The sequence below is a fragment of the Nitratireductor indicus C115 genome (assembly GCF_000300515.1).
GTDB classification, from domain to species: Bacteria; Pseudomonadota; Alphaproteobacteria; order Rhizobiales; family Rhizobiaceae; genus Nitratireductor; species Nitratireductor indicus.
Map to the genome: position 1 here is coordinate 271,764 of NZ_AMSI01000005.1, position 25,754 is coordinate 297,517.

24 protein-coding genes are annotated in these 25,754 nt (G+C 60.5%); 13 read left to right on the forward strand and 11 right to left on the reverse strand.

Annotation, left to right across the window (positions count from 1 at the left end; genetic code table 11):
* The first annotated feature begins 2 nt into the window (after positions 1-2).
* From moaD to NA8A_RS25650, 3 genes are all read left to right on the forward strand, one after another.
* Complete coding sequence (moaD, locus tag NA8A_RS09535) at positions 3-254, forward strand: molybdopterin converting factor subunit 1 (RefSeq protein WP_009450229.1); 252 nt, start codon at positions 3-5, stop codon at positions 252-254.
* A 1-nt stretch (position 255) separates the two neighbouring features.
* The gene (locus NA8A_RS09540) at positions 256-723 is read left to right on the forward strand and encodes a molybdenum cofactor biosynthesis protein MoaE (protein WP_040672200.1); all 468 of its coding nucleotides are present in this window, start codon (positions 256-258) and stop codon (positions 721-723) included.
* A 131-nt stretch (positions 724-854) separates the two neighbouring features.
* Positions 855-3,107, forward strand: a complete 2,253-nt coding sequence (locus tag NA8A_RS25650; protein ID WP_009450231.1) for a putative bifunctional diguanylate cyclase/phosphodiesterase — start codon at positions 855-857, stop codon at positions 3,105-3,107.
* A 221-nt stretch (positions 3,108-3,328) separates the two neighbouring features.
* Here the strand turns inward: NA8A_RS25650 and ndk are convergent, their stop codons facing one another.
* A complete protein-coding gene (gene ndk / locus NA8A_RS09550; RefSeq protein WP_009450232.1) occupies positions 3,329-3,751 on the reverse strand; it encodes a nucleoside-diphosphate kinase in 423 nt (140 codons plus the stop codon).
* Between the two features lie 160 nt (positions 3,752-3,911).
* Positions 3,912-4,604, reverse strand: coding sequence for a glutathione S-transferase family protein (locus NA8A_RS09555; RefSeq protein WP_009450233.1), 693 nt, complete (start codon positions 4,602-4,604; stop codon positions 3,912-3,914).
* 104 nt (positions 4,605-4,708) lie between these two features.
* On the opposite strand from NA8A_RS09555, the gene NA8A_RS09560 reads away from it, so the two are divergent.
* From NA8A_RS09560 to NA8A_RS09575, 4 genes are all read left to right on the forward strand, one after another.
* Positions 4,709-5,221 carry a DinB family protein gene (locus NA8A_RS09560; protein WP_009450234.1) on the forward strand — a complete coding sequence of 171 codons (513 nt, stop codon included), beginning with the start codon at positions 4,709-4,711 and terminating at the stop codon, positions 5,219-5,221.
* Between the two features lie 161 nt (positions 5,222-5,382).
* Complete coding sequence (locus NA8A_RS09565) at positions 5,383-5,997, forward strand: hypothetical protein (protein ID WP_143087965.1); 615 nt, start codon at positions 5,383-5,385, stop codon at positions 5,995-5,997.
* A 244-nt stretch (positions 5,998-6,241) separates the two neighbouring features.
* On the forward strand, positions 6,242-8,119 hold the full coding sequence (locus NA8A_RS09570; protein ID WP_009450236.1) for an ABC-F family ATP-binding cassette domain-containing protein: 1,878 nt from the start codon (positions 6,242-6,244) through the stop codon (positions 8,117-8,119).
* The gene (locus tag NA8A_RS09575) at positions 8,116-8,808 is read left to right on the forward strand and encodes an HAD family hydrolase (RefSeq protein WP_009450237.1); all 693 of its coding nucleotides are present in this window, start codon (positions 8,116-8,118) and stop codon (positions 8,806-8,808) included. Before NA8A_RS09570 ends, NA8A_RS09575 begins: the two co-directional genes overlap by 4 nt.
* 33 nt (positions 8,809-8,841) lie before the next feature.
* Here the strand turns inward: NA8A_RS09575 and NA8A_RS09580 are convergent, their stop codons facing one another.
* Both NA8A_RS09580 and NA8A_RS09585 read right to left on the reverse strand, forming a co-directional pair.
* Positions 8,842-9,291, reverse strand: coding sequence for a DNA polymerase III subunit chi (locus NA8A_RS09580; protein WP_009450238.1), 450 nt, complete (start codon positions 9,289-9,291; stop codon positions 8,842-8,844).
* A 1-nt stretch (position 9,292) separates the two neighbouring features.
* The gene (locus tag NA8A_RS09585; protein WP_009450239.1) at positions 9,293-10,786 is read right to left on the reverse strand and encodes a leucyl aminopeptidase; all 1,494 of its coding nucleotides are present in this window, start codon (positions 10,784-10,786) and stop codon (positions 9,293-9,295) included.
* Positions 10,787-11,114: 328 nt separating this feature from the next.
* On the opposite strand from NA8A_RS09585, the gene lptF reads away from it, so the two are divergent.
* The 6 genes from lptF (at position 11,115) to rsmA (ending at position 18,787) form a co-directional block, all read left to right on the forward strand.
* Entirely contained in the window at positions 11,115-12,323 is a 1,209-nt protein-coding gene (lptF, locus tag NA8A_RS09590; protein ID WP_040672203.1) for an LPS export ABC transporter permease LptF, read from the forward strand.
* Positions 12,320-13,405, forward strand: coding sequence for an LPS export ABC transporter permease LptG (gene lptG, locus NA8A_RS09595; RefSeq protein WP_009450241.1), 1,086 nt, complete (start codon positions 12,320-12,322; stop codon positions 13,403-13,405). The genes lptF and lptG overlap by 4 nt, the downstream gene beginning before the upstream one ends.
* 26 nt (positions 13,406-13,431) lie before the next feature.
* Positions 13,432-15,777 (forward strand): LPS-assembly protein LptD, encoded by a 2,346-nt coding sequence (locus NA8A_RS09600; protein ID WP_240532763.1) that lies wholly within the window; start codon positions 13,432-13,434, stop codon positions 15,775-15,777.
* Between the two features lie 124 nt (positions 15,778-15,901).
* Positions 15,902-16,831 carry a peptidylprolyl isomerase gene (locus tag NA8A_RS09605; RefSeq protein WP_040672299.1) on the forward strand — a complete coding sequence of 310 codons (930 nt, stop codon included), beginning with the start codon at positions 15,902-15,904 and terminating at the stop codon, positions 16,829-16,831.
* A 123-nt stretch (positions 16,832-16,954) separates the two neighbouring features.
* Positions 16,955-17,956, forward strand: a complete 1,002-nt coding sequence (pdxA, locus tag NA8A_RS09610; RefSeq protein WP_009450244.1) for a 4-hydroxythreonine-4-phosphate dehydrogenase PdxA — start codon at positions 16,955-16,957, stop codon at positions 17,954-17,956.
* Between the two features lie 3 nt (positions 17,957-17,959).
* Positions 17,960-18,787, forward strand: a complete 828-nt coding sequence (gene rsmA / locus NA8A_RS09615; RefSeq protein ID WP_009450245.1) for a 16S rRNA (adenine(1518)-N(6)/adenine(1519)-N(6))-dimethyltransferase RsmA — start codon at positions 17,960-17,962, stop codon at positions 18,785-18,787.
* A 76-nt stretch (positions 18,788-18,863) separates the two neighbouring features.
* On the opposite strand, the gene gmk is transcribed toward rsmA, so the two are convergent.
* The 7 genes from gmk to fabD all read right to left on the reverse strand — a co-directional run bounded on the left by gmk (position 18,864) and on the right by fabD (position 25,499).
* The gene (gmk, locus tag NA8A_RS09620; protein WP_009450246.1) at positions 18,864-19,529 is read right to left on the reverse strand and encodes a guanylate kinase; all 666 of its coding nucleotides are present in this window, start codon (positions 19,527-19,529) and stop codon (positions 18,864-18,866) included.
* Positions 19,530-19,532: 3 nt separating this feature from the next.
* The gene (locus NA8A_RS09625; RefSeq protein WP_009450247.1) at positions 19,533-20,423 is read right to left on the reverse strand and encodes a YicC/YloC family endoribonuclease; all 891 of its coding nucleotides are present in this window, start codon (positions 20,421-20,423) and stop codon (positions 19,533-19,535) included.
* Between the two features lie 128 nt (positions 20,424-20,551).
* Positions 20,552-21,727 carry an endolytic transglycosylase MltG gene (gene mltG / locus NA8A_RS09630; RefSeq protein ID WP_009450248.1) on the reverse strand — a complete coding sequence of 392 codons (1,176 nt, stop codon included), beginning with the start codon at positions 21,725-21,727 and terminating at the stop codon, positions 20,552-20,554.
* A gap of 191 nt (positions 21,728-21,918) precedes the next feature.
* Entirely contained in the window at positions 21,919-23,175 is a 1,257-nt protein-coding gene (gene fabF / locus NA8A_RS09635) for a beta-ketoacyl-ACP synthase II (RefSeq protein WP_009450249.1), read from the reverse strand.
* 48 nt (positions 23,176-23,223) lie between these two features.
* Positions 23,224-23,463, reverse strand: coding sequence for an acyl carrier protein (locus NA8A_RS09640; protein ID WP_009450250.1), 240 nt, complete (start codon positions 23,461-23,463; stop codon positions 23,224-23,226).
* Between the two features lie 306 nt (positions 23,464-23,769).
* Positions 23,770-24,507, reverse strand: coding sequence for a 3-oxoacyl-[acyl-carrier-protein] reductase (fabG, locus tag NA8A_RS09645; protein WP_009450251.1), 738 nt, complete (start codon positions 24,505-24,507; stop codon positions 23,770-23,772).
* Between the two features lie 50 nt (positions 24,508-24,557).
* Positions 24,558-25,499: an ACP S-malonyltransferase gene (fabD, locus tag NA8A_RS09650; RefSeq protein ID WP_009450252.1), complete on the reverse strand. Its 942-nt coding sequence runs from the start codon at positions 25,497-25,499 to the stop codon at positions 24,558-24,560.
* Positions 25,500-25,754: the final 255 nt, after the last annotated feature.

The window sequence follows — 25,754 nt, forward strand, 5'->3', positions numbered from 1 at the left end:
CCATGAAGCTCGTCTATTTTGCCTGGGTCCGCGAACGCATCGGCCGCGCGGAGGAAAGGGTCGAGCTTCCGACCAACATTACCACGGTGGCAGACCTCATCGCCTGGCTCGCCGCACGGGGCGAAGGCTATGCGGCAGCGCTCGAACGCCCGGAGACGATCCGTGTGGCCATCGACCAGGAGCATGTCGAGCACGACACTCCATTGCCGAAGGATGGCGAGATTGCGCTCTTCCCTCCCATGACGGGGGGATGAATTGAATACCCCCTGCATCCCGACAGTGCGCGTGCAGCAGGAGGATTTCGATCTTTCCGAAGAAGTTGCGGCTCTCACGGCCGGGCGTCGCGACGTGGGTGCCGTGGTAAGCTTTGCCGGTCTTTGCCGCGACGAGAACGGTCGACTGACTGCGCTGGAACTCGAACACTATCCGGGGATGGCGGAGGCTGAAATCTCCCGGATCGCGGCTGAGGCCTTAGGACGCTGGCCCCTGACGGGTCTCACGGTCATTCACCGTTTCGGCAAAATTCTTCCCGGCGGCAACATCGTTCTCGTCGTTGCCTCATCGGAGCACAGGCGGGCTGCGTTCGAGGCCGCCGATTTCCTGATGGACTTTCTCAAATCGAAGGCTCCGTTCTGGAAAAAGGAGCATACCGTGGACGGTACCGCCACCCAATGGGTGACCGCAAAAGACAGCGACGAGGAAGATATCAAACGCTGGAAATGAGACGATTGTGAAGAAAGTTGGCTAAGTTTACGCTACGGTAAGCATAGGTACCGTTTCTTCGCACCGTTGAGGTCTTCCTCAAGGCCAGATGTGTAAAAATACGTTCGCTGAGTGGGGTCGCCGGGGTGTTGATGTACGACCTTTTGGGAACGGTGTTTTCGGGTGGAAACAATCTTGCACTGGCGCTGGCGGCGGCGGGGAGCATAGGCTGTACGGTTCTCGGCTGGCGCCTTTTCCACGTCAAAAAGCTTTATCACGGCATCCGCGACGAACAGCGTAATCACCGCGAGCTCATCGACAATCTTTCGGAAGGTATCTACCGCTCGCTGCCAAACGGGCGGCAACTCAGCGCCAATCCGGCACTGGTTCGCCTCAATGGCTATGAGAGCGAGGCCGAAATGCTGCAGTGCGTGCGCGACATTGCCAGCGAATGGTATGTGGATCCCAATCGACGAACGGCCTTCAAGGAACTGCTCGAGCGCGATGGCAAGGTCGAGGATTTCATCTCCGAGATCTATCGCCACAAAACGCGCGAACGCATCTGGATCAGCGAATCCGCCCGACTTGTCACCGACAGACGCACCGGAAAGCCCCTTTATTACGAGGGGTCGGTGCGCGAAATCACCGAAACGGTGAAGCGCCTTGAGTTGCAGCAGATGTTCGAGAAGCTCACTTCACAGCTTCCCGGGGGCCTCTTCCAGCTCATGCGCAGAGAGGACGGGCGTTTCACCGTCCTCTACGCGTCCAGGGGGTTTCGAAGGCTTCTGGAATATGGGGACGCTCCCGCCCCCAACGATCCCAATTCGCTGCTCCATCTTATCCATGCGGAAGACCGGCTGCGCTATCTGGAAACGCTACGCGATTCCGGCCTGAAGATGAGCTCATGGGACTGCGAATTCCGCATCTCCGGCGGCATGACCGGCACCGAGCGCTGGCTGCGGGTCACCGCATCCCCCGAGGCCACAAAGGACGGCATTGTCTGGCACGGCTTCCTTGCCGATGTCTCCGCCCGCAAGCAAAGCGACATCAAGATCGAGAAGCTGGCCTTCTTCGATCCTCTGACGAACCTTCCCAATCGACGCCTGCTTTTCGAACGCACACGCCAGCAGATGCGCCGCTGCGCGCAGAAAGGCGAAAGGGGCGCGCTGCTCTTCATCGACCTCGACAATTTCAAGACACTCAACGACACGATGGGCCACGATGTGGGCGACGCCTTCCTCAAACAAGTCGCCGAACGCCTGGAATCGACCGTCGGGCCGGAAGATACGGTTGCCCGTATCGGCGGCGATGAGTTCGTTATCGTGCTGTGCCTTGCCGCGAGTGGCCTTGCCGGCGCCACGCGCAACGCAATTCTGGCCGCCAATCGCGTCCTCTCTGCCCTGCGGCAGGAGTTCCATCTGGGGCAGATGGTACACCACACATCGGCGAGTGTTGGCGTTCTGGTTTTCGACGGCAACGAAACAGGCCCCGAGGTCATCATGAAGAATGCCGACATGGCGATGTATCAGGCCAAATCCGCCGGCAGAAACGGTGTGGCGCTGTTCGATCCGAAAGTGCTCGAGACAGAACGGCAACGGTTCCAGCTTCTCAAGGACTTGCGCACGGCGCTCAACGGCAACAAGCTGGAGCTGCACTACCAGCCGCAGGTGAACGCGACGGGACATGTGGTGGGCGCTGAAGCCCTTTTGCGCTGGAACCATATTACGCGCGGGCCTGTCGCCCCCGGCGACTTCGTGGCCCTTTCGGAACAGTTCGGCCTTGCCGAGCCACTGGGCCGCGCGGTCATCGAAAACGGGTTGGAAGCCCTCGCGCGCTGGAAGCACAATCCGCGAATGGCGGGATTGCGCCTTTCCATCAACATCAGCATCCAGTCGCTTCGGGATATCGAATTCATCGATTTCCTGCAAAAGCAGCTCGACGAATATGGCGTGGAGCCGCAACTTCTAACGCTGGAGATGACCGAACGCGTTCTGGCCGGCGACCAGATGCAGGTCACCCGGCGCATGAAGGAGCTCAAGGGGCTTGGCATCAGGCTGTCGCTCGACGATTTCGGAACCGGCTATTCCTCCATCTCCTATCTCAAGAAGCTTCCCTTCGACGAACTGAAGATCGACGGCAGCTTCATCACCGATATCGAGAAAAGCGAAACCGACCGGGCGCTGGTGCAAACCATGCTGGACATGGCCTCCACACTCGGTCTTTCAGCTGTCGCGGAACATGTTCAGACCGGCCAGCAGGAAGCATTTCTGCGCGCGTCGGGCTGCACCTATTTCCAAGGCTGGCATTATGCGCCCGCCATGACGGAGGAGGAGCTCGTCGGCTTCGTCATGAAACGCAACCCCACCTCCATCCTGCGCTTCCCTTCCACACGTCAGGGCGCATAAAGCCGCAAGCCCAATAAAAAACCGGGGCGCAAGGCCCCGGTCTTCAAGATAGTCTTCAAGATATTCGAGCAGTTCATCGTTTCTAGATCGGTTCACCGTTTATCGGAAACCTTGAACCGATCTATCTCTTTGTTTTTCCGCATTTATGCAGACGTCAGGTGATTCCACCTGACTGCAAAATGCTCTAAAGAAACACGGCCCGCCCGCTATGATCATTCAGATCAGCCGACGACCTCGGTGTCGGAGAACCAGTAGCGGATTTCCTCAGCCGCCGTTTCAGGGGCGTCCGAACCGTGCACCGAGTTTTCACCGATGGAGGTGGCGAATTCCTTGCGGATGGTGCCCTCGGCAGCATCGGCCGGATTGGTGGCGCCCATCACTTCGCGGTTCTTCAGGATGGCGTTCTCGCCTTCCAGAACCTGAACCACCGTCGGGCCGGACGACATGAATTCGCAGAGTTCGTCGAAGAAGGGGCGCTCCTTGTGAACGGCATAGAAGCCTTCCGCCTGACGGCGGCTCATCCACACGCGCTTCGAAGCCACGACGCGCAGGCCCGCATCCTCAAGCTTCTTCGTGATGGCGCCGGTCAGATTGCGCTTGGTCGCATCCGGCTTGATCATAGAGAAAGTGCGTTCGATCGCCATTTTAAGTCCTTCGATTGAATGAAATTCGGGGCACGCAGCCCAATCCGGAGATGGCGCGCTCTATAGCGGCCCCAAGGCTACAAGGGAAGCCCCGGAGCGACAGAAGCGGCCGCATCTTCGCGAAAGGCCGGCCAAGCCCGGCTTTTATGACATCTATGTTTCAGGCAGCAGCCGCGACCTGCCGCCCGAGCCCGCCATAAAGATCGAGGCAGCGCTCGAACCAGACGGCAACCGGATCGCTTTCCTCCAGCAGGCGGAAGGGTGAGATCACGCGAGCCCATTGCAGGGCACCGGCAACGATGTGATCGGCAAAAAGCGGCGCCTCGCCACCGATGAAAGCCTGTGCCTCGACCATGCCGCGTAGCGGGGCAAGGCTTGCGCGGAAGGCTTCAAGGCGCTCCTCTCGCTGTTGCGACGCAGCCTCAAGCGTTGCGCCAATGCGCGCTTCCCTGCTCTTGCGGAAATAGGCCTGGTCCGCCTCGCCGAGGCGATCATGAATATCGAGCAGAAGCGCCTTTCCGATGAAGCTGTGCAGGGTTGAAGTGCTCCAGCGCTCCACGAAGCGCGACAACGCCACCCCGCCCTCGCCCGCAAAAAGCGTCGGCCTCTCCGGATAGGCCTGCTCCAGATAAAGCGCGATCTCGAATGAATCGGAAACGAGACGATCACCGTCACGGATCAACGGCACATGGCGCGTCACGCCATTCTCTATTGCCGGAACATCGAGGAACCGTGTCGGGACAGTCGTGAAATCGAGGCCCTTATGCGCGAGCGCGAATGCGGTCTTCCAGCAATGCGGGCTGAAGGGCCGCCCTTCATCGCGCCCTACCAGTTCATAGAGGGTGATCGGCATTTTTTTCCCTGAAATGCGATTGGGGTTCGACAATCGCCGAAGAAGGCTTAAACCACAAGAAGAAGCAGGATAGCGCCCAAACAATTTCAGACGGTAGCGAATTGATGAAACAGCATTTCGAAATGATGGCGGCCTATAATCAATGGGCCAATGAGCGGATATATGCGGCCGCGACCGAACATGAGCAGGATGCGCTCGAGCGCAATGTGGGTGCCTATTTCAAGTCCATGATCGGCACGCTCAACCACATACTCGTGGCAGACAGGATCTGGATGCGCCGTTTCACCGGCGAAGGCGACGCGCCGATGAAACTCGATGCCATTCTCCACTCGCCCCTGCCCGCATTGACCATTGCGCGCGAGGCAGAAGACCGCAGAATCGTAGAATGGATTTCGAGCCTCGATGAAGAGGCATTCGCCGGGCGTTTCACCTATGTCACGGTGACAGATGTGAGAACGGTTTCACAACGTCTTGCGCCTGCCTTAAGTCATCTTTTCAATCATCAGACCCATCATCGCGGCCAGGCACATACAATAATTTCGCTGCTCGGCAGCGAGCCCCCGGCTCTCGATCTTGCCTATTTCCAAAGAACAACCAATGGGGGAATGTTCTCATAAGATATCTACTTAAAGTATTTTCAATTTTAAAATACTTTTCCTTTATATGTAAAATTACATTCTTAAAACTTAAACGCTCGAAATATCAAAACACTTTACTTCTGCAAATATGCTCTATCTTTCTTCTGGTCAACGACTTGTCGTTATCCAGGAGGAATATGATGATTAGGCTCAGGGACAAAATTCTTGCAGGGGTTGCCGGCAGTGTTATTGCCTTTGCCCTCATTTCACCGGCCTCGGCGCTCGATGTCAGCGTCGGCGGCATTTCTGCTTCCGTAGACACAAGCAGCGGCCTCAGCGCTGGCGTCAGTGCCGATTTAGGCGGTACGAGTGCCAATGTCGGCGCCTCGGTTGGCGGCGGCAGCGTCGCTGACGTCAATGCTGACGCGAATGTGGGTGGCTCGATCAGCGCTACCAGCAACACCAGCGTGGGCGGTAGCGGCGGTCTTCTCGATTCGAACACCACAGCATCCGTTGGCGGGACGACTGCCAATGTCGGCGCGAATATCGGCAGCGGCGGTGTGAATGCAAATGTCGGTATTGGAACACCCGGAACCGGCACGCCAGGTCCGAACAATCCGGGCGGCGGCGGCATTGGCGGCGGCGGAGGCATCTTCGGCGGGGGCAATGTCGGCGCAGCAGCCGCATCCGGCCTGAGCAACAAGCAGATCGCGGTCTACAAGAAACGTTGCGTCGGCATCCTCAGGGACCCCAATGCCTGGGATTACGACCTCGTGCAGATGTGCAAGGCCCTGCGCCAGGCCGCATCCCGCTAGAGCCTGATATCAACCGTCATGATTGCCTTTCATTGCCCGGCGCAGTGAAAGGCAATCAGCTGGCTCGGCCGGACCAGGAGACATTGGCTACGCCACCGACCGCCCGATCATCGGGCGGTTTTTCTCTCCTGAAACGGGATTGCTGTCTGCTTTGAGCAACACAGGCAGCGTTGCAGGGCCACTATGATCCCCTCGTGACATCCTCCCCCTTGCAACGCCCCGCTCAACGCGCCACAAGGCGCGCATGTTGACGATATCAGACCTTTCGCTCCGCATTGCGGGCCGCCTCCTCATCGACCATGCCTCGCTTTCGCTGCCGACCGGCGCCAAGGCTGGCCTTGTCGGGCGCAATGGCACCGGTAAGACTACTCTGTTTCGTGCCATCACAGGCGACCTCGCCCCAGAAACGGGCACGATCAGCCTGCCCAAGGGCATGCGCATCGGCCAGGTGGCGCAGGAAGCTCCGGGCACAGAAGAACCTCTGATCGACATCGTTCTAAAGGCCGACACCGAACGGGCTGCCCTGATAGAGGAAGCCAAGACGGCCATGGACCCGCACCGGATTGCAGAAATCCAGACGCGGCTTACCGATATCGACGCGCATTCGGCGGAAGCACGAGCCAGCGCGATCCTTTCCGGCCTCGGGTTCGATGCGCAGGCGCAACAGCGCCCGGCCTCCTCCTTCTCCGGCGGCTGGCGCATGCGCGTGGCTCTCGCTGCGGTGCTGTTCGTGCAACCCGATCTCCTGCTCCTCGACGAGCCGACCAACTATCTCGATCTGGAAGGGACGTTGTGGCTGGAGAATTACCTGTCGCGCTATCCGCATACGGTTCTGCTTATCAGCCATGACCGCGACCTTCTGAACCGGGCGGTGAATTCCATCGTCCATCTGGAGCGCAAGAAACTCACCTTCTGGCGCGGCGGATACGACCAGTTTGCCAAGCAGTATGCGGAGAAGGCCGAGTTGCAGGAAAAGATGCGCACCAAGCAGGAAGCGCAGCGCAAGCATATGCAATCCTTCGTCGACCGTTTTCGCTCGAAAGCCTCGAAGGCACGGCAGGCCCAATCCCGCCTCAAGGCGCTTGAGCGCATGACGCCCATTGCCGCCGTGGTCAACGAAACGGTACAGCCCTTCCGCTTTCCCAATCCGGAAAAGGCGGTCGCTTCTCCCATCATTGCCCTCGATGGCGGCGCGGTCGGCTATACGCCGGGCAAGCCTGTCCTGCGCAATCTTTCGCTGCGGATCGACAATGACGACCGCATCGCGCTGCTGGGCTCCAACGGCAACGGCAAATCGACCTTCGCCAAGCTGATTGCCGGACGGCTGCCGCTGGAAAAGGGCACCATGACGGTGGCGCCCGGGCTGAAGGTTTCGATCTTCGCGCAGCACCAGCTCGACGACCTGCGGCCCGACGAGGACGCCTATCAGCATCTGCGCCGCCTCATGCCCGAGGCGCCGGAAGCCAAGGTGCGCGCGCGTGTCGCCCAGTTCGGCCTGACGACAGAGAAGATGTCAACACCGGCACGCGACCTTTCAGGCGGCGAGAAGGCCCGGCTTCTGATGGGACTTGCGACGTTCGAAGCGCCGCACCTGCTCATTCTGGACGAACCGACCAACCACCTCGATATCGATAGCCGCGAGGCGCTGGTCGAGGCGTTGAACAGCTATGACGGCGCAGTCATCCTGATCAGCCACGACCGGCATCTCATTGAGGCGACGGCTGACCGCCTGTGGATCGTGCGCGACGGCGGCGTTTCGAACTTCGATGGCGATATGGACGACTATCGCGCCCAGATGACCGGCGGCACCAGCCGCACGAAGGAAAAGCGGGAGGCAGACAAGGCTTCCAAGGCGGACCGGCGCAAGGAGGCAGCACGCCGGCGCGCGGCACTCGAGCCCATTGCCAAGGAGATCAAGGCAACGGAAGGGCTGATCGAGCGTACCCGCCAGCGCATCGATGCCATCGAGGCGCGTCTTGCCGACACAAGCCTTTACGACAAGGAGCCGCAAAAGGTTTCGACGCTTGCCAAGGAACGCGCCGATCTAAGCACCATGCTGGAGCGGCACGAAGAACGCTGGCTGAAACTTTCCGGCGAATATGAGGAAGGCATGGCGGAATGAGCCTGACCCTCGGTTTCGACGCGGACGACACGCTCTGGCAGAATGAGCAGTTCTTTCGGCTGACCGAGGCGCGCTTTACCGAGCTGCTTGCCGATTTCGCCGAAGCCGATCATCTGGCGGAACGCCTTCTGGCGGCCGAGCGGCGCAATCTTGCCCGATACGGATTCGGCATCAAGGGTTTTACCCTGTCGATGATCGAGACAGCCATCGAAGTGACGGAAGGCCGCGTGCCCGCCGCCACCATCGGCGCCATATTGGACGCTGGTCGCGAGATGCTTACGCATCCCGTCGAGACACTGCCGCATGTGCCCGACACGCTGGAACGGCTTGCCGGCGAGTATCGGCTGGTGCTGATCACCAAGGGCGATCTGTTCGATCAGGAACGCAAGCTTGCCGCCTCCGGTCTTGGCGATCTTTTCGATGCGGTCGAGATTGTCAGCGACAAGTCCCGCGCGACCTATGAAAGGATTTTCGCTCAGCATGGCGATGGCGCGGAACGCGCAATGATGATCGGAAACTCGCTGAAGTCGGACGTCATCCCCGCCATCGAGGCAGGATCATGGGGCGTTTTCGTGCCGCATGACCTCACCTGGGTGCATGAGCATGCCGAGGAACCAGCACAGGCTCCCCGCTTCCGCCGCCTCTCGCATATTGGCGAAGTTGAGGATTTGCTGCGGCAGATCGGTTGAGATACGGCGCTTAGGAAAGCATACGTACCAAGACTATCCGGCTTTCTTCTGCCATCGGCGATCCGGTCCCTGCTGCCAGTAGGTCACGGCATGGCCCGCGCCCTTCATCGTTTTCCAGTGCGCGCGAGCGGAATCGAGCTGTTCGACATCATGTCCGTCGAACAGAAAGACGGCCCGCTCATAACCCGACAACGCATCCGGCACGGCATTATCGACAAGAAAGCGGATTTGCGCGCCGTTTCCGTTCGACGCGTTGTCGCACAGGAGCACCGGCTGAAGATCGGCATGCTCTTCCCGGTCAGTGCCGTGGGCGAGGAAAGATTCGTCGCGCCAGGTCCACAGAAGCTGATCAAGCGCATCGCAACGCTCGCGGCTGCCGGTCTGTATCGCCACCTTCCATCCCCGTTCGAGGCTCTTTTCGACAAGCGGCGGCAGCGCTTCCTCAAGCGTCGATTCGGTCAGGTGGTAGAACAGGACATCCATGCTAGTTTTCGTAGTGGTCGGCCACCAACCTGTCGAGCAGGCGAACGCCGAAACCCGATCCCCATGACCGATTGATCTCCGAGAGCGGCGATCCCATCGCCGTACCGGCGACATCGAGATGCGCCCAGGGCGTTTCCTTCACAAAACGCTTGAGGAACTGCGCCGCCGTGATCGACCCGGCCATACGGCCGCCCGTGTTCTTCATGTCCGCATTTTTGGAATCGATCATCTTGTCGTATTCCGTGCCGAGCGGCATGCGCCACACGCGCTCCTCGGTGGCAATCCCGGCTTCGGTCAGATTGTCGGCCAGCGCATCGTCATTGGAAAAGAGGCCCGCGTGATGATGACCGAGCGCCACCATGATGGCGCCGGTCAATGTCGCAAGATTGACCATGAAGCCAGGCGCATAGCGGTCGTTGCAGTACCAGAGGAGATCGGCAAGCACCAATCGGCCCTCGGCATCGGTATTGATCACCTCGATGGTCTGGCCCGACATGGATGTGACGATATCGCCGGGGCGTTGGGCGTTGCCATCCGGCATGTTCTCCACGAGACCGATCATGCCAATTGCATTGACCTTCGCCTTGCGGGCGGCCAGCGCATGCATCAGGCCGACAACGGCCGCCGCACCACCCATATCGCCCTTCATGTCCTCCATGCCGCCTGCGGGCTTGATGGAAATACCGCCCGTATCGAACACCACCCCCTTGCCAACGAAGGCAACTGGCTTGTCCTTTGCCTTGCCGCCGTTCCATTCAATGATGGCCAGACGCGGCGGGCGAACGGAGCCTTGCGCAACGCCGAGCAAAGCGCCCATGCGAAGCTTCTTCATTTCCTTCTCGGTCAGGATTTCTACCTTGGCGCCGAGCTTCTCAAGGTCCTTTACCTTCGCGGCGAATTCCACCGGTCCCAGTACATTGGCGGGTTCATTGACGAGATCGCGTGCCAGGATAACGCCGCCCCCCACCGCTTCCGCGCGCACAAAAGCCTTCTTCGCAGCAGCCGGATCGGCGCACTGGATTGTCACCTTCACCTTGCCAGAAGGCTTTTCATCGCCGTTTTCACGCGACGTGGTCTTGTATTTGTCGAAATTATAAGCGCGCAGGATCATACCGAGTGCGAGGCTCGCAACGTCTTCCGCAGACGGCGCGCCTGTCGGCAGATCGGCCACGATAACGATATCGGAGGCAGAGCGCGCCGCCGCCATCGCAGCGCCGCCAATCCTCAGCCATGAAGTCTCGCCAAGAAGATCGGCCTTGCCCGTGCCGACCGCGGAGAGCCGATCCAGCTCCGTGCCGGCAGGAGCCAGAATCTCGACGCTTTTTGCAAGCCCACCGGAAAAGCCAGCAGCCTCAAAAGCGCGCGGCAGAACACTTTCGGGATCGCAGGCACGAACATTTTCCCCAAGTCCTCCCCCCTCACCGGCCAATACGACGGCACTGCCTTTTTTAGGCATGGCAAATCTGGCGAAGGCGACGGTGGGTCTATCGGTCATGATATGTCCTAGATTTCCGTGATTTGTGCACTCGAACAATTCACGATCTTGGAGGTTTTATGCGAATTGGCAAGGGCCGCCCGTTGGCACAAATCCATTTTTCGACCATGCAGCGGCAGCCTGACAGTTGGTTATCGAAACGTAAGCACAGCGTTAACCGCGTTTGTTGCGGCTTTTCTAACCATTGGCGACCAGAGTCGGCCGCGGGACAAGATTTGGTGGGTCGCTCTCCAGCGCTTGCGATTGCAGATTGTGCCTGTGAAGACAGGCCGCTATTTTCGCGCGCGCATCTCTCGATCCGTCACGAACAACCGGGCCGTCGATTTCCATGCGGATAATCGAACTATACATATTGCGACGCACCTTCACGCTGTTTGCCGCAGCGCTTTTGTGGGTGCTTGCGCTCGTGTGGACGACCCAGGTCCTCAACCGCATCGACCTTGTGACCGATAGCGGCCAGTCGGCCGGCACCTTCTTCCTTGTTGCCGCCCTTGTCCTGCCAGCGGTCATCCCCATCGTCATCCCCTTTGCGCTGGGCATCGCGGTGGCGCAAACGCTTGCCACGATGAACACGGATTCCGAGCTCGTCGTCATCAACGCTTCGGGTGCGCCGCGCGCCACAATCGTTCGTCCCATTCTGATTATCGCGATTGCCGCAAGCATCGCCTCCTTCCTGATCAACAACACGCTGGAACCGGCTTCCCGCCAGGCCTTTCGCTCCATTCTCGCCAATGCACGCGCCGACCTGATCACCACGGTGCTGCAGGAAGGCTCTTTCCAGAAAGTGGATGACGGTCTCTTCGTGCAGGTGTCGCAGCGGCTGCCGAATGGTCAGCTGGGCGGGATTTTTGTTGCCGATTCGCGGGAGAAAAACACCAAGCTTGTCTACCACGCCCGCACCGGGGCGACCGTCGAGCAGGACGGCGGCAGCATACTCGTGATGCAGGACGGAATGATCCAGCGCGAATCGGCCAATGGCGACGTTTCGACGATCCGTTTCGATTCCTATGCATTCGATCTGTCCGAATTCACGAGCAGCAGCGGCGGAGGCACCCCGACCCTGCATCCGAAGGACCGGTCGCTTTCCTTCCTGCTGAACCCCGACCCCAATGACGGTTTCTACAAGCGCGCGCCGCAGAATTTCAGGGCAGAGCTGCATATGCGGTTCTCCGAGTGGCTGTTCCCGCTTGTGTTCGCCATGATCGCCCTTGCGGTTGCCGGAGATGCCCGCTCCTTCCGCGAGGCCCGGCTGCATCCCATCGTAACGACAATGGTGATCGCTCTCCTCATCCGCTGGGTCGGCTTCTTCTCAGGCACGGAGGCGGAGAAAAACCCGTTCTTCTCGTTCGTTCTCTATGCGGCACCGTTATTGATGATTGGCCTATGCGCGTTCTTCATCTTTACAAATAGAGTGATGGAACTGCCGACACATTGGGTTGAGAAGCTGAACGCTCGCACACAGGCCTATCGGGACAGGATGACTGGGCTCGGCTTCCGGCTGGCGCAGAAGCGCCGGACGCAGGGAGGCCGAGGATGATCGGATTGACGCTCGGCGGCTATTTCATACGCCGCTATGCTTCCATCGCCGCCTGGAATTTCGTCGGCATCGGCGTTCTGGTCTTCATCGTGACCTTCGCGGAAGTGTCGAGCCGCTCGGCAGGCCTGCCCGGCTATTCCACCAACTGGGCACTTTCGTTGGCCGCATTGCAGACACCGATCATCCTGCTCCAGGCCATTCCGTTCATCGGCCTTATCGCGGCAATGGCCACGCTGATCAGCCTCAACCGCCGCTACGAGCTGGTGGTGACGCGCGCTGCCGGCGTTTCGGCATGGCAGTTCCTGACACCCATCTGCTTGGGTGCATTCCTGTTCGGTGCGCTGGCGGTGGCCCTGCTCAACCCTCTTGCAGCCTATGGTTTCTCGCGCGCCCAGGTGGTCGAGGCTGAAGTGCGCGGTGCCAAGACCCGCGCCAATTCCGACGCCGAGCAATGGCTCAAGCAGCGTTCCGGCGGCGAAGAAACCGTGATCGGTGCAAAGGCCGTCGTCAACGATGGCCAGGAGCTTGTTGCGCCCACCTTCTTTCGAATCAACGAAGAGGGGACGATCTACGAACGCCTCGACGCCGAACGTGCATTCCTGCGCGACGGATTCTGGGAATTGAAGACCGTGGCACGTCGCCGCGGCACCGCTCCGGCAGAACATCTGGTGACTGTCGAGGTGCCGACCAATCTGCGTCCCGAATTCGTGGGCGAACAGCTGGCACGGCCCGAAGCGACCTCCATCTATGCCCTTCCCGGCAAGATCGAGGTGGCGCGTTCATTCGGCTTGCGCGCGAACGCATTTGCCACGCATTTTCATTCACTTGTGGTGCTTCCCCTGCTCCTCGTGGCGATGACGCTGATTGCCGCTACGGTATCCATGCGATTTACGCGAATGGGGCAGTCGGCCACTGTGATTCTGGGTGGAATCCTCGCCGGGTTTCTGCTTTATGTGGTTTCGGTTCTGGTCAAGGCGTTCGGCAGCGCGGGGGTTGTTCCCCCAGCGGTGGCTGCATGGACGCCTGTGGTCGTTGCCATGTTCTACGGGGTTACTTTCCTGTTGTATAAGGAGGACGGTTAGTGGGGGTTGCGGCAAACAGAGCCGGCATGTCCAATCGCACGGCGCGCCTGATGGGTGCGACGGCATTGGTGGCCCTGTGCGCATATGCGCAGCTACCGCAGGCGGCCTGGGCCCAGAGCGGAGACCTGTCCTTTGAGGAATATGCGCCAAAGGATGCCCAGATGCTCCTGACGGCCGACAACCTCATCTATGACAATGACCGCAACACGATCACGGCCGCCGGTGGCGTGCAGATCGAATATGCCGGTAACCAGCTCGTCGCCGATCGCGTGATCTATGACCGTACGACCTCGCGCGTCATGGCGCGCGGACGTGTGGAGATCGTCGAAAAGGGCGGCAACCGCATCTACGCGGACGAGATCGACGTTACCGACAATTTCAGCGACGGCTTCGTCAACGCGCTGCGTGTCGAAACGGTCGACAAGACCTATTTCGCCGCTGAGAGCGCCCAGCGCGAAGGCGGGCGTGTGACCACCTTCAACAACGGCATCTACACGGCCTGTCAGCCCTGTGAGAAAAAGCCTGACCGACCGCCGATCTGGCAGATCAAGTCGCAGAAGATCATCTGGAATGGTGAGACGAAGACGGTTCGTTTCGAGAATGCGCGCTTCGAATTCTTCGGCATGCCGATTGCCTACCTGCCCTTCTTCCAGGTCGCCGACCCCACGGTGAAGCGCAAGTCGGGCTTCCTGATTCCGAGCGCCAGCTACAAGAAGGAACTCGGCTTCGGCGTGAAGGTGCCCTACTATCTAGCCCTTTCGCCGACCTACGACCTGACGGTTTCGGGCACCTATTATACGAAGCAGGGTTTCCTCGGCGAGGCCGAGTGGCGCCAGCGCTTCGACAATGGCCAGTACAGCGTCAAGATCGCAGGCATCCGCCAGCAAGAACCCGAAGCCTGGAAGGCCACGACGGTCAACGGCTCCGAGACCACGCGCGGCATGATCGGCTCGAAGGGCAAGTTCCAGATCAATCCGCGCTGGGCGTTCGGCTGGGATGTTCTGGCGCAAAGCGACAAGAACTTCTCGCGCACCTACAGCATCAGCGGCTTTGCCGACACGGTGCAGACCTCCGAAATCTATCTGACCGGTCTCGATGACCGCAATTATTTCGACATCCGCGCCTATCATTTCAACATCCAGGAGGATGTGAAGACTGGCCGCGACGAACAGCAGCCATGGGTGCTGCCGAGCTTCGATTATTCCTATACGCCGGACGAGGCCGTGGCAGGTGGCGAGCTCAATCTCGACTTCAACGCGCAAGGTCTGCATCGCCAGAACATCAGCCTGCGCAACACTGCTGGCACTTCAAGGCTCGACGGCGCGGAAGGCTCCTCCGGTCGCATGACCGCAGAGGCCGAATGGAAGCGGTCTTTTGTCACCTCCGGCGGCTTGGTGGTGACGCCGATCCTGCAAGCGCGTGGCGATGCGATCTATACGGATTACGATGCCGTCACCATCAACGGCATCACCAATTTCGAAGTGAACGGTTCCACGGTGGGGAGCGACGTCCGTTCCTCCTATTATCGTTACATGGCGACGGCCGGTCTCGAAGTGCGCTGGCCGGTGCTTTTCTCAACCACCAGCGCGAGCCATGTCCTGGAACCTGTCGCACAGGTCTTCGTGCGCCCCAATGCACGCTTCCAGGAGCGCCTCGGCATTCCCAACGAAGATGCACAATCGCTGGTTTTCGATGCCACGACGCTCTTCGAGCGGGACAAATTCTCCGGCTACGACCGGATCGAAGGCGGTACGCGTGCCAATGTCGGCCTGCGCTATTCCGGCAGCTTCGCCAATGGCTGGACAGCGCACGGGCTTGTCGGCCAGTCCTATCATCTGGCAGGCGACAATTCGTTTGCGCAGCCTGATCTGGTGCATGTGGGCGCCTATTCGGGTCTGGAGACGGATGTTTCAGACTTCGTGGGCATGGCTGGCCTTGTCAGCCCGGATGGCTTTGCCTTCTCCGTCGGGGCCCGCCTCGACGAGAAGACGCTCGATCTGCGCCGCGCGGACGTCAAGACCGCTGCAACGCTGGGCAACGTCACCGCATCCCTGCAATATGCCTTTATCGAGGCGCAGCCTCTCTACGGTTTCAACTATGACCGCCAGGAAGTGACCGGTCTGACCAAGGTCAAGTTCAACGAGAACTGGAGTGGTTTCGCCTCGGGCACCTATGACCTTGAAAGCAAGACGCTGGTCAAGAATTCCTATGGTTTTGCCTATGGGGATGACTGTTTCATCTACTCGATGACCTATACGCGCAGCGAGAACCGCACCACGCATGAAACCAGTCATTCCTTCGGGTTCGCCGTGTCGCTTCGCACGATCGGCGATTTCGGTTCCAGCACCGGCGATCTGAACACGACGTTCTGATCGCCGCGCAGGACATTGTTTTGCCCCATCAAGGATCAATAAAACCGGTCGAAGGGCTTTGGCCGAGCCACATTTGCTGATATTGCCATCGCAGATGTGGGGAATGACAACGAGGGCTGTTATGATGTTTCGCAGTTGCAGACTTCTGGCGCGCGCGGGCTTTCTGGCGTTGACCGTCGCAGCCGCCGTGCCTGCAATCGAGCAGGCGCAGGCGACTGAAATTCGCTATGTGGTCAACAACACACCGATCACCAGCTACGATATCGACCGCCGCGCGGCGTTTTTGCGCCTGCAGCGACAGAGCGGCGGGCGTGACAAGGCCGCCGAGCAGATGATCGACCAGACGCTGCGTCTCCAGGAGATGCGGCGATTAAACATCAATATCAGCCCCGAGATGGTGAACCAGGCCTATCAGCGCTTCGCCAGCGGCAATAAGTTGTCGACGAAGCAGCTCGATCAGATTCTGGCCCAGGCAGGCGTCACCTCGCAGCACTTCAAGAAATTCATCGAAGCACAGATCGGCTGGGGCCGCGTCATGCAGGCGCGCAGCAGCAATCAGGGCCGCATGACCGAGCAGGATGTGGTGGCCAAAATGCTGCAGAAGGGCGGACAGAAGCCGTCCGCCACCGAGTATATGCTGCAGCAGGTGATCTTCGTCGTGCCTTCGGGCCAGCGCGGCAAGCTGATGGGCACGCGCAAGCGCGAGGCTCAGGCTATGCGCGACCGTTTCCGCAGTTGTGACACCACCCGCGATTTTGCCAAGGGGCTGATCGACGTGACCGTTCGCGATCTCGGACGCTTCCTCGAGCCGCAGCTTCCGGCCGACTGGAAAGACATGATCAAGACCACCTCACCGGGCAATGCCACCAAGATCCGCGAAACGGATCGTGGTGTCGAGTTCGTCGGCGTGTGTTCCACCCGGGAGGTTTCCGACGACCGGGTTGCCCAGATGGTTTTCCAGAACGAGGAAGGCAGCGGCGACCAGGCAAGCGAGGAAGCCACGAAGGAATATATGGCGGAACTGCGCAAGAAGGCGCGGATTTCCAAGCGCTGATCATGCCGGGAGCAGGAACATCGTTTCAGAGAAACGCTATCCTGCTCCGTCTCGTAGTTTTCTGCATTTGTGCGGACGTCAGTGATTTCATCTGACAGAAGAACGCTCTAGGAAAGCCCGCTCATGCTGCCGCTGGCGATCAGTATCGGAGACCCTTCCGGTATCGGCCCGGAACTGATCGTCCAGGCATGGGCGCAGCGCAAGGCCCTGTCACTGCCTCCCTTTTACGTGCTTGGCGACCCTGCCCTTCTGGCAGCGCGGGCGCGAATGCTCGGAATAGACGCCCCCCTTGCCGAAACCGCCCCACAAGGGGCAGTGGCGGCCTTTGGCGAGCGCCTTCCGGTCTCTGTTCTCGAAAACCGGTTGACCGATGAACCCGGCATTCCTTCTCCGGTCAACGCTGCAGGTATTATCGAGGCTATATCCAAAGCGGTGAAGGACACGATGTCGGCGCATGCAGGCGCCATCGTCACGGCTCCCATTGCCAAGAAGCCTCTCTATGACGCCGGTTTTCGTTTTCCCGGACACACGGAATTTCTGGGTCACCTCGCCGAGGAGATCACAGGCGTTCCGGCACTGCCCGTGATGATGCTGGCAGGACCGGAACTGCGCACCGTTCCCGTTACAGTCCATCAGGCACTGCGCGAGGTGCCGGAAACGCTCACCAGCGCCATTGTCGTGGAAACCGGAAAAATCGTTGCCGGGGACCTGAAGGCCCGGTTCGGCATTGCCGCCCCGCGCCTTGCCATTGCAGGCCTCAACCCGCATGCGGGCGAAGGCGGGGCCATGGGGCAAGAGGATATGGACGTCATCGCGCCCGCCATCGAGATGCTTCGTGCGCTCGGCATCAATGCATTCGGCCCCCTGCCCGCCGACACCATGTTCCACGCACGCGCCAGACAGGGTTATGACGTGGCGCTTTGCATGTATCACGATCAAGCGCTTATCCCCGTCAAGACCATCGCCTTCGACGAGACCATCAATGTCACGCTTGGTCTGCCCTTCATACGGACCTCGCCGGACCATGGCACTGCCTTCGACATTGCCGGCAAGGCCATCGCGCGGCCGGACAGTCTGGTTGCTGCGATCCGGCTTGCCGGCTCGCTCGCCAAGAATGCAGGCTGAAGCATGAGCATCGACGGACTGCCGCCGCTGCGCGAGGTGATCGCCGAGCACGGGCTCGCCGCCAAGAAATCGCTTGGGCAGAATTTCCTTCTCGATCTCAACCTGACGGCCAAGATTGCACGGGCGGCGGGCGACCTGACCGCCTCGACAGTGATCGAAGTCGGCCCCGGCCCGGGCGGGCTGACACGCGCCCTTCTTCTTTCAGGCGCGCGCAGGGTCGTCGCCGTGGAGCGCGACGAGCGCTGCCTTGCGGCTCTGGCCGAGATTTCCGATCATTATCCCGGTCGTCTCGAGGTGATCAGCGGCGACGCGCTGGAGACGGATTTCGCTGCTCTTGCCGCCGAACAGGGCGATACGCGTATCGTCGCCAATCTGCCCTATAATATCGGTACGGAACTTCTGGTCCGCTGGCTGACGCCAAGCGCCTGGCCGCCCTTCTATTCCTCCATGACGCTGATGTTCCAGCGCGAGGTGGCCGAACGCATCGTGGCAATGCCGGGAGACAGGTCCTATGGCCGGCTTGGCGTTCTGGCGGGATGGCGAACCGAATCCAGGATTGCCTTCGATGTGCCGCCGCAGGCCTTCACGCCGCCGCCCAAGGTGACCTCTTCCGTCGTTCACCTGGTGCCGCGCCAGACGCCTATCGCAGTCGATGCCAAGGCGCTTGCGCGCGTTACGGAAGCGGCTTTCGGCCAACGCCGGAAAATGCTGCGTCAGAGCCTCAAAGCTCTTGGCGGAGAAGCTCTTCTGGAGCGAACCGGCATCGACCCAACGCGGCGTGCCGAGACGTTGTCCGTCGAGGAGTTCGCAGCCCTCGCAAGAGAAGCCTGAGGGTATTTGCAACACCTTGCGCAGTGACGCATCGGGTTCAGATTGAGCCGCATCAAACCAGAAGCGCTATGGAACCTCAGGCAGGGCCTTCGCCCAAAAGCTTCGAGACGAAATCGAACAGGCCGGGACGGCGGTCGCGACGCAGGCGCTCAGCCTCAACAATCGAGCGGACCGCTGAAAACGCCCGGTCAAGCTGATCGTTGACGACAACATAGTCATAATCCACCCACTGCTCGATCTCGAAACGGGCGTTCTTGAGGCGCGTCTGAATAATTTCCGGCGTGTCTTCGGCCCGGCGTGTGAGGCGGCCCAGAAGCTCCTTCATGCTGGGCGGAAGGATGAAGATCGAGACCACATCGCCGCGCATCTTCTCGCGGAGCTGCTGGGCGCCCTGCCAATCGATGTCGAAAAGCATGTCGCGTCCTTCGGCCAGCGCCTTTTCGACCGGTGCGCGCGGTGTGCCGTAGAAATTGCCGTGCACTTCCGCCCATTCCAGCAGATCATCATTGTCGCGCATCAGTTCGAATTCGCGCTGTGTCTTGAAATGGTAGTGCACGCCCTCGATTTCACTGGCGCGGCGCTGGCGCGTGGTAACGCTGACGGAAAGTTCGAAACCCTTGACCTGCGCCAGAAGAGCGCGCGCAATGGTCGACTTGCCGGCACCAGAAGGCGAGGACAGCACCAGCATCAAGCCACGCCGTTCGATCTCGACCGTGTTCTGAGCAGAAATCTCGCCCGTCATGTCCTACTCCAGATTCTGAACCTGTTCGCGGAACTGGTCGACCACGGCCTTGAGATCAAGGCCAATGGCGGTGACGGAAGCCGCATTGGATTTCGAGCAAAGCGTGTTGGCTTCGCGGTTGAATTCCTGACCGAGAAAATCGAGCTTGCGCCCCACCGCACCGCCAGCTGCGACAAGCGCGCGGGCGGAAGCCACATGCGTGGTGAGGCGATCGAGCTCCTCGCGAATATCGGCCTTGGTGGCCAGGACAGCCGCCTCCATATGAAGCCGGGTTTCATCGAGACCGGATGTCGCTTCCATAAGACGGGAAACCTGCTCCTTCAGCCGCGCGCGGATCATGTCGGGCGTGCGCGAGGGATCAGCCTCGGCCCTGGCCGTCAGCGCCTCGATCCGCGCCACATGTTCGAGCAGCAATGCACCAAGGGCAGCGCCTTCCGTGCGGCGCGCATCCTCAAGCGCCCTCAGCGCTTCCTCGAAGGTATCAAATATGACAGCGTCCAGTGCCTCACGAGCCTCGTCGCTCTCGCCCGGCTCCGGAAAGTCCAGAACGCCGCGCAGGGCAAGCAGTCCATCGGCGCTTGCAGGCGCAACGCCAAACTGCTCCGTCAGCCGTGCCGCAAGGCCGGCAACGTCCTTCAGGAACGCTTCATCCACCACGGGACGGCGCTCCGCGCCTGTCTGATTGACCGTCAGGGATATCTGGAGATTACCGCGCGCAAAGCGCTTCTGCAGGCGCTGGCGAGCGCCCTGCTCGATTCGCTCGAAGCCCTGTGGCAGGCGAAAGCGCGCCTCAAGGCTGCGTCCGTTGACGGATTTGATCTCCCAGGCAACAGACGCCGCCTCCAGTTCACGAGAGGCCCGGGCAAAGCCCGTCATACTCTGAAGCTCACTCATCGCAATTTCCTGCCGCCCCGGTGGCCGCCCTCCTCCCAGCGGAAAGCGACTGCACCGTCCTCTATGCCAGACGCATCCCGGCTATTCGAGCGTACCGCCCGGCCGGCTGATGCGCGACAGCGCCCCTATCAGTTGGCCTTGCTGTCTGCGTCTTTTTCGGCGGTCGCTTCATCGGCGCGCCGCTGCTTTTCGACCGCACGCCAGCGGGCGACATTTTCATTGTGCTCTTTCAGCGTCTTGGCAAAAACATGCCCGCCCGTTCCGTCGGCGACGAAGTAGAGTTCTTCTGTCTTGGACGGATTGGCGACCGCTTCAAGAGCCGCGCGCCCCGGGTTAGCGATGGGCGTGGGCGGAAGCCCATCAATCTGGTAGGTGTTGTAAGGCGTCTTCTTGTCGAGATCGGACCGATAGATCGGCCGATCGGCCGGCTTGCCCTGTCCACCGAACAATCCATAGATGATGGTCGGATCCGACTGGAGGCGCATGCCGCGGCTCAAACGGTTGTGGAAGACGGCTGCAACGCGCGGGCGCTCATCGGCAATGCCCGTTTCCTTCTCCACAATGGAGGCGAGCGTGACGAACTCGTTCTTATCCTTGATCGGAAGGTCCGGGTCGCGCCTCTCCCAGATGGCGTCGATCAGCTCCTGCTGATCCTCCTTCAGCTTCTCGACCACAGCCTTGCGTTCCATGCCGCGCGTGAAACGCAGCGTGTCGGCGGCGAGAGTGCCTTCAGCGGGCATTTCGCTCGGCATATCACCGGCAAGCTCCGGTGTGTCGCGAATACGGTCGAAAATCTGCTGGACGGTGAGGCCTTCGGGAATGGTCAGGGAATAGAGAACGGACCGGCCGCTCTTCAGCAACTCCATGATTTCATACATGGAAGCACCAGCCTTGACCTCGTATTCGCCGGCCTTGAGCTGGCCATCGGCGCCATGGGCGCGCACACCGATCTGGAAGACGCGGGCATCCGAAATCAGACCTTCGCGTTCGAGAATGGTGGAAATTTCGCGAACGCCCGTACTCGGCTTGATCAGAACGGTCTCAGCCGTACGTGACGGGCCAGGGCGTTCGAACTCGCGCTTGCCGAAATAAAAGGCACCGCCAGCAAGAACCACCAGAAATACCAGTGAGGAAAAGACGAAGTTCAGGAAGATGACGAACTGGCTGCGCGCGCGCCGGGAACGGCGTGGTGGCGGAGTGCCGGCTTCCGGGCGCAAGGCCTGGCCGGCGGCCTTGAAAGCGCGCGCCCGCTCATCGCCGGTGTTTCGTCCAAAGCCGTTGCTCTCGCCGGAACTCTCTGTCATGTCGCCTGGACCGCTCCCTGCAGGGCCAGCCCATCGGCCGTTGCCCGGTGCTAACCTGTCTTGGCAGTCACGACCGGAATATGCTCCCTGCCGGTTCTGCCCTTAAAGTATCGAATCGCTGCCGGGGAAAAATGAAGTGCGAAAATGGCAAAACTGCAATCCTCCCTTTGGTCCCCGGCTGGTGCTTCCGGTCACTCGGCGTAGCGCCTGAAGACCAGCGAAGCGTTGGTCCCGCCAAATCCAAAGGAATTCGACAAGGCAATGTCGATCTGGCGCTCGCGTGGCTTGTTCGGCACGAGGTCGATCGGACTCTCTATCTGGGGATTTTCCAGATTGATGGTCGGGGGGGCGACATTGTCGCGAATGGCGAGGACCGAGAAGATCGCCTCGGCCGCGCCTGCTGCGCCCAGAAGATGGCCGATGGCGGACTTGGTGGAAGACATGGAGGCCTTGCCAGCAGCATCGCCTAACAGGCGCTCCACCGCACCAAGCTCGATCGTGTCGGCCATGGTCGAGGTGCCATGGGCATTGATATAGTCGATATCGGCAGGCGTGATGCCCGCCCGCTTGACCGCCGCAACCATGCAGCGATAAGCGCCGTCGCCATTCTCGGCCGGGGCCGTGATGTGATAGGCATCGCCCGTAAGGCCATACCCAACCACCTCGGCATAAATCCTGGCGCCACGCGCCTTCGCGTGCTCAAGCTCCTCAAGCACGACAACGCCTGCGCCCTCACCCATGACGAAACCGTCGCGGTCGCGATCATAGGGGCGCGAAGCCTTTTCAGGCGTGTCGTTGAAGCTCGTCGAAAGTGCCTTGCAGGCGGAGAAGCCCGCAATGGAAAGGCGCGTGATCGGCGCTTCGGCGCCACCGGCCAGCATCACGTCGGCATCGCCAAGCATGATAAGGCGTGCCGCATCGCCGATGGCGTGCGCGCCCGTCGAACAGGCGGTCACCACGGCGTGGTTCGGTCCCTTCAATCCGTGACGGATCGAGACCTGCCCCGAAACGAGATTGATGATGTTACCCGGAATGAAGAAGGGGCTGATGCGGCGCGGACCGCGCTCCTGCAGGATGAGGGCATTTTCCGCAATGCCCTCAATGCCGCCGATGCCCGAACCGATGAGCACGCCGGTAGCGTATTTGTCGTCCTCGGTTTCCGGCTTCCAGCCCGAATCGGCGAGAGCCTGATCCGCAGCGGCAATGCCGTAGGTGATGAACTCACCTATCTTGCGCTGTTCGCGCGGTTCGAGGAACTCGTCCGGATTGAACGCGCCATCGCCCTCACGGGGGATCATCGTCGCAATCTTGCAGGGAAGGTCATCGACCTCGAAGCGGTCGATGCGCCTTGCCGCGCTTTTGCCTGCGAGCAGATTCTTCCACCCGTGTTCAACACCCAGGCCGAAGGGCGAAAGAAGCCCCATGCCCGTGACGACGACGCGTCTCATATTCTGCTATCCGGTCTGGCTGACGCCGAAGAATAACGCCCGAGGGCGTTAGGCGGCGGTTGCCTTGTCGATGTACTTCACCGCGTCACCGACGGTGAGAATCGTCTCGGCGGCATCGTCAGGAATCTCGACGCCGAACTCTTCTTCAAACGCCATGACCAGCTCGACCGTGTCGAGGCTGTCCGCGCCAAGATCGTCGATGAAACTGGCCGCTTCCGTGACCTTTTCGCCCTCGACGCCCAGATGCTCGACAACGATTTTCTTAACGCGCTCTGCAGTATCGCTCATGTGAGAACCCTCGACTTTCTGAATTTCCGATCTTCGTTAGCCGCACGATTGCCGCTAATCAAGCTGAAATGATGACTGTACAGGCAGCTTCCGCGCCTATCAGCCCCTCAATGCCTCTTCCGACACCATCCGATGGCCGGACAGGAAGAAAACCACGTCGGGCGGGCGCATATCATGAATGGGACGCGACCGCCAAGCGTTAATCATTGTTCATCCACGCCCCAGGACGGGTTCACTGTCTCATCGTTACGGTGGCCCGCGCCTTAATCCGCATGGCTCGCAAGGGTATCTGCGCCCCCAGCGGGGTCAGATCATCGCCATGCCGCCATTCACATGAATGGTCTGGCCGGTGACATAGGCAGCCTCGTTCGAAGCAAGATAGGCCACGGCAGAAGCGACTTCGGAGCCCGATCCCATGCGCTTCATGGGAATCGCTCCCATGATGGCATCGCGCTGCTTTTCGTTGAGCTTGTCGGTCATCGCCGATTCGATGAAGCCCGGAGCAACGCAATTGACGGTGATCGAGCGGCTGGCGATTTCCTGGGCAAGCGATTTGGAAAAGCCGATCAGGCCTGCCTTGGAGGCGCAGTAATTGGCCTGGCCCGGATTGCCGGTGACGCCGACCACCGACGTGATGTTGATGATGCGGCCGAAACGGCGGCGCATCATGGGGTGGGTCAGTTCGCGGGTGAGACGGAAAACCGAGGTGAGATTGACCTCCAGAACCGAATCCCAATCGTCATCGCTCATACGCACGAACAGGCCGTCACGGGTGATGCCGGCATTGTTGACGAGAATGTCGACGCCCTCCAGTTCCGATTCCGCCTTTTCAGCCAAGGCCTTGACTTCATTGCGTTCGGACAGGTTGGCCGGAAACAGCTTCACACGGTCGCCGAGATCGCTGGCCAGCGCCTCGAGCTTTTCAACGCGGGTGCCATGAAGTCCGACGATGGCGCCCTGGGCGTGGAGAATGCGGGCAATGGCCTCGCCGATACCGCCGGAGGCTCCCGTTACCAGCGCCTTGCGGCCGTTGAGATCAAACATGGCTTTGTCCTTCCAGCAGAAGCTTCGAATGGGTTTGGGATCGGCAGCGGCTAGGCCAGCGCCTGCATCGCCGTTTCTACGTCGGCAGGCGTGTTGACCGGGACCGCGCCGAGGTCGCGGTTGATGCGGCGGGCAAGCCCCGAAAGAACCTTGCCGGACCCGACCTCATAAAGCGTCTCGACGCCATTGTCGGCGAACCAGGCAACCGTCTCGCGCCAGCGCACGCGTCCCGTCACCTGCTCGACGAGACGAGCGGCGATTTCGTCGGGATCGCTGATCGGCGACACGGTGACGTTGGCAATGACAGGAACGACCGGCGCATTCCTGGCAACGTCCGCCAGCGCCTCGCGCATGGCATCGGCGGCCGGCTGCATCAGGGCGGAATGGAACGGCGCCGAGACGGGCAGCATGATGGCGCGCTTGGCGCCCATTTCCGTAGCGATGCGGGCGGCATGTTCCACCGCCGGCTTGGCGCCGGAAATGACAAGCTGGCCGCCGCCATTGTCGTTGGCGATCTGGCATACGGTGCCGGCAGCAACCTGTTCGCAAGCCTTTTCCACATCCGCGGCCTCAAGGCCGATGATCGCAGCCATGGCGCCCTCACCCACCGGAACAGCCGCCTGCATGGCGTTGCCGCGAATGCGCAGAAGCCGCGCCGTATCGGCAAGCGAGAAGGTTCCTGCGGCGCACAACGCCGAATATTCCCCCAGCGAATGGCCCGCCACAAAGGCGACCTTGTCCTTGAGCGACAATCCGCCCTTTTCCATCACGCGCATGGCGGCGATGGAAACAGCCATCAGCGCGGGCTGCGCATTGGCCGTCAGGGTCAGCTCGTCCTCGGGGCCTTCCCACATGACTTTCGAGAGCTTCTGGCCAAGCGCATCATCGACTTCCTCGAAAACGGCGCGCGCCTCGGGGAAAGCTTCGGCCAGATCGCGGCCCATGCCGACGGCCTGGCTGCCCTGGCCTGGAAAGGTGAAAGCGATGCTCATCGCCACTGTCTCCCGAATTCTTCGCAATGTGGGGCGCATCTGGTGACGCAACGCGCCGCACGCGTCAAGCCTTTTGGGCTGTTCCCGGAGACGGCCGGGCGCCATTTCAAACGGTTTTTCCGCGATTTTCCGCCGCTTGCCGCCACTTTCCCGTGTCAGGAAGTGTCAGCGATCATTCAGGGGACGGGGCCGGCTGCGGTGGCAAGAACGCCCGCTATGGCCTATATGAGCGCGGCTCGGTCGAGCGCTCCTGAT

Coding starts and splice junctions, on each gene's coding strand:
- moaD (WP_009450229.1), top strand. CDS start 3: ATGAAGCTCGTCTATTTTGCCTGGGTCCGCGAACGCATCGGCCGCGCG.
- NA8A_RS25650 (WP_009450231.1), top strand. CDS start 855: ATGTACGACCTTTTGGGAACGGTGTTTTCGGGTGGAAACAATCTTGCA.
- ndk (WP_009450232.1), bottom strand. CDS start 3,751: ATGGCGATCGAACGCACTTTCTCTATGATCAAGCCGGATGCGACCAAG.
- NA8A_RS09555 (WP_009450233.1), bottom strand. CDS start 4,604: ATGCCGATCACCCTCTATGAACTGGTAGGGCGCGATGAAGGGCGGCCC.
- NA8A_RS09560 (WP_009450234.1), top strand. CDS start 4,709: ATGAAACAGCATTTCGAAATGATGGCGGCCTATAATCAATGGGCCAAT.
- NA8A_RS09565 (WP_143087965.1), top strand. CDS start 5,383: ATGATTAGGCTCAGGGACAAAATTCTTGCAGGGGTTGCCGGCAGTGTT.
- NA8A_RS09570 (WP_009450236.1), top strand. CDS start 6,242: ATGTTGACGATATCAGACCTTTCGCTCCGCATTGCGGGCCGCCTCCTC.
- NA8A_RS09575 (WP_009450237.1), top strand. CDS start 8,116: ATGAGCCTGACCCTCGGTTTCGACGCGGACGACACGCTCTGGCAGAAT.
- NA8A_RS09580 (WP_009450238.1), bottom strand. CDS start 9,291: ATGGATGTCCTGTTCTACCACCTGACCGAATCGACGCTTGAGGAAGCG.
- NA8A_RS09585 (WP_009450239.1), bottom strand. CDS start 10,786: ATGACCGATAGACCCACCGTCGCCTTCGCCAGATTTGCCATGCCTAAA.
- lptF (WP_040672203.1), top strand. CDS start 11,115: ATGCGGATAATCGAACTATACATATTGCGACGCACCTTCACGCTGTTT.
- lptG (WP_009450241.1), top strand. CDS start 12,320: ATGATCGGATTGACGCTCGGCGGCTATTTCATACGCCGCTATGCTTCC.
- NA8A_RS09600 (WP_240532763.1), top strand. CDS start 13,432: ATGTCCAATCGCACGGCGCGCCTGATGGGTGCGACGGCATTGGTGGCC.
- NA8A_RS09605 (WP_040672299.1), top strand. CDS start 15,902: ATGTTTCGCAGTTGCAGACTTCTGGCGCGCGCGGGCTTTCTGGCGTTG.
- pdxA (WP_009450244.1), top strand. CDS start 16,955: ATGCTGCCGCTGGCGATCAGTATCGGAGACCCTTCCGGTATCGGCCCG.
- rsmA (WP_009450245.1), top strand. CDS start 17,960: ATGAGCATCGACGGACTGCCGCCGCTGCGCGAGGTGATCGCCGAGCAC.
- gmk (WP_009450246.1), bottom strand. CDS start 19,529: ATGACGGGCGAGATTTCTGCTCAGAACACGGTCGAGATCGAACGGCGT.
- NA8A_RS09625 (WP_009450247.1), bottom strand. CDS start 20,423: ATGAGTGAGCTTCAGAGTATGACGGGCTTTGCCCGGGCCTCTCGTGAA.
- mltG (WP_009450248.1), bottom strand. CDS start 21,727: ATGACAGAGAGTTCCGGCGAGAGCAACGGCTTTGGACGAAACACCGGC.
- fabF (WP_009450249.1), bottom strand. CDS start 23,175: ATGAGACGCGTCGTCGTCACGGGCATGGGGCTTCTTTCGCCCTTCGGC.
- NA8A_RS09640 (WP_009450250.1), bottom strand. CDS start 23,463: ATGAGCGATACTGCAGAGCGCGTTAAGAAAATCGTTGTCGAGCATCTG.
- fabG (WP_009450251.1), bottom strand. CDS start 24,507: ATGTTTGATCTCAACGGCCGCAAGGCGCTGGTAACGGGAGCCTCCGGC.
- fabD (WP_009450252.1), bottom strand. CDS start 25,499: ATGAGCATCGCTTTCACCTTTCCAGGCCAGGGCAGCCAGGCCGTCGGC.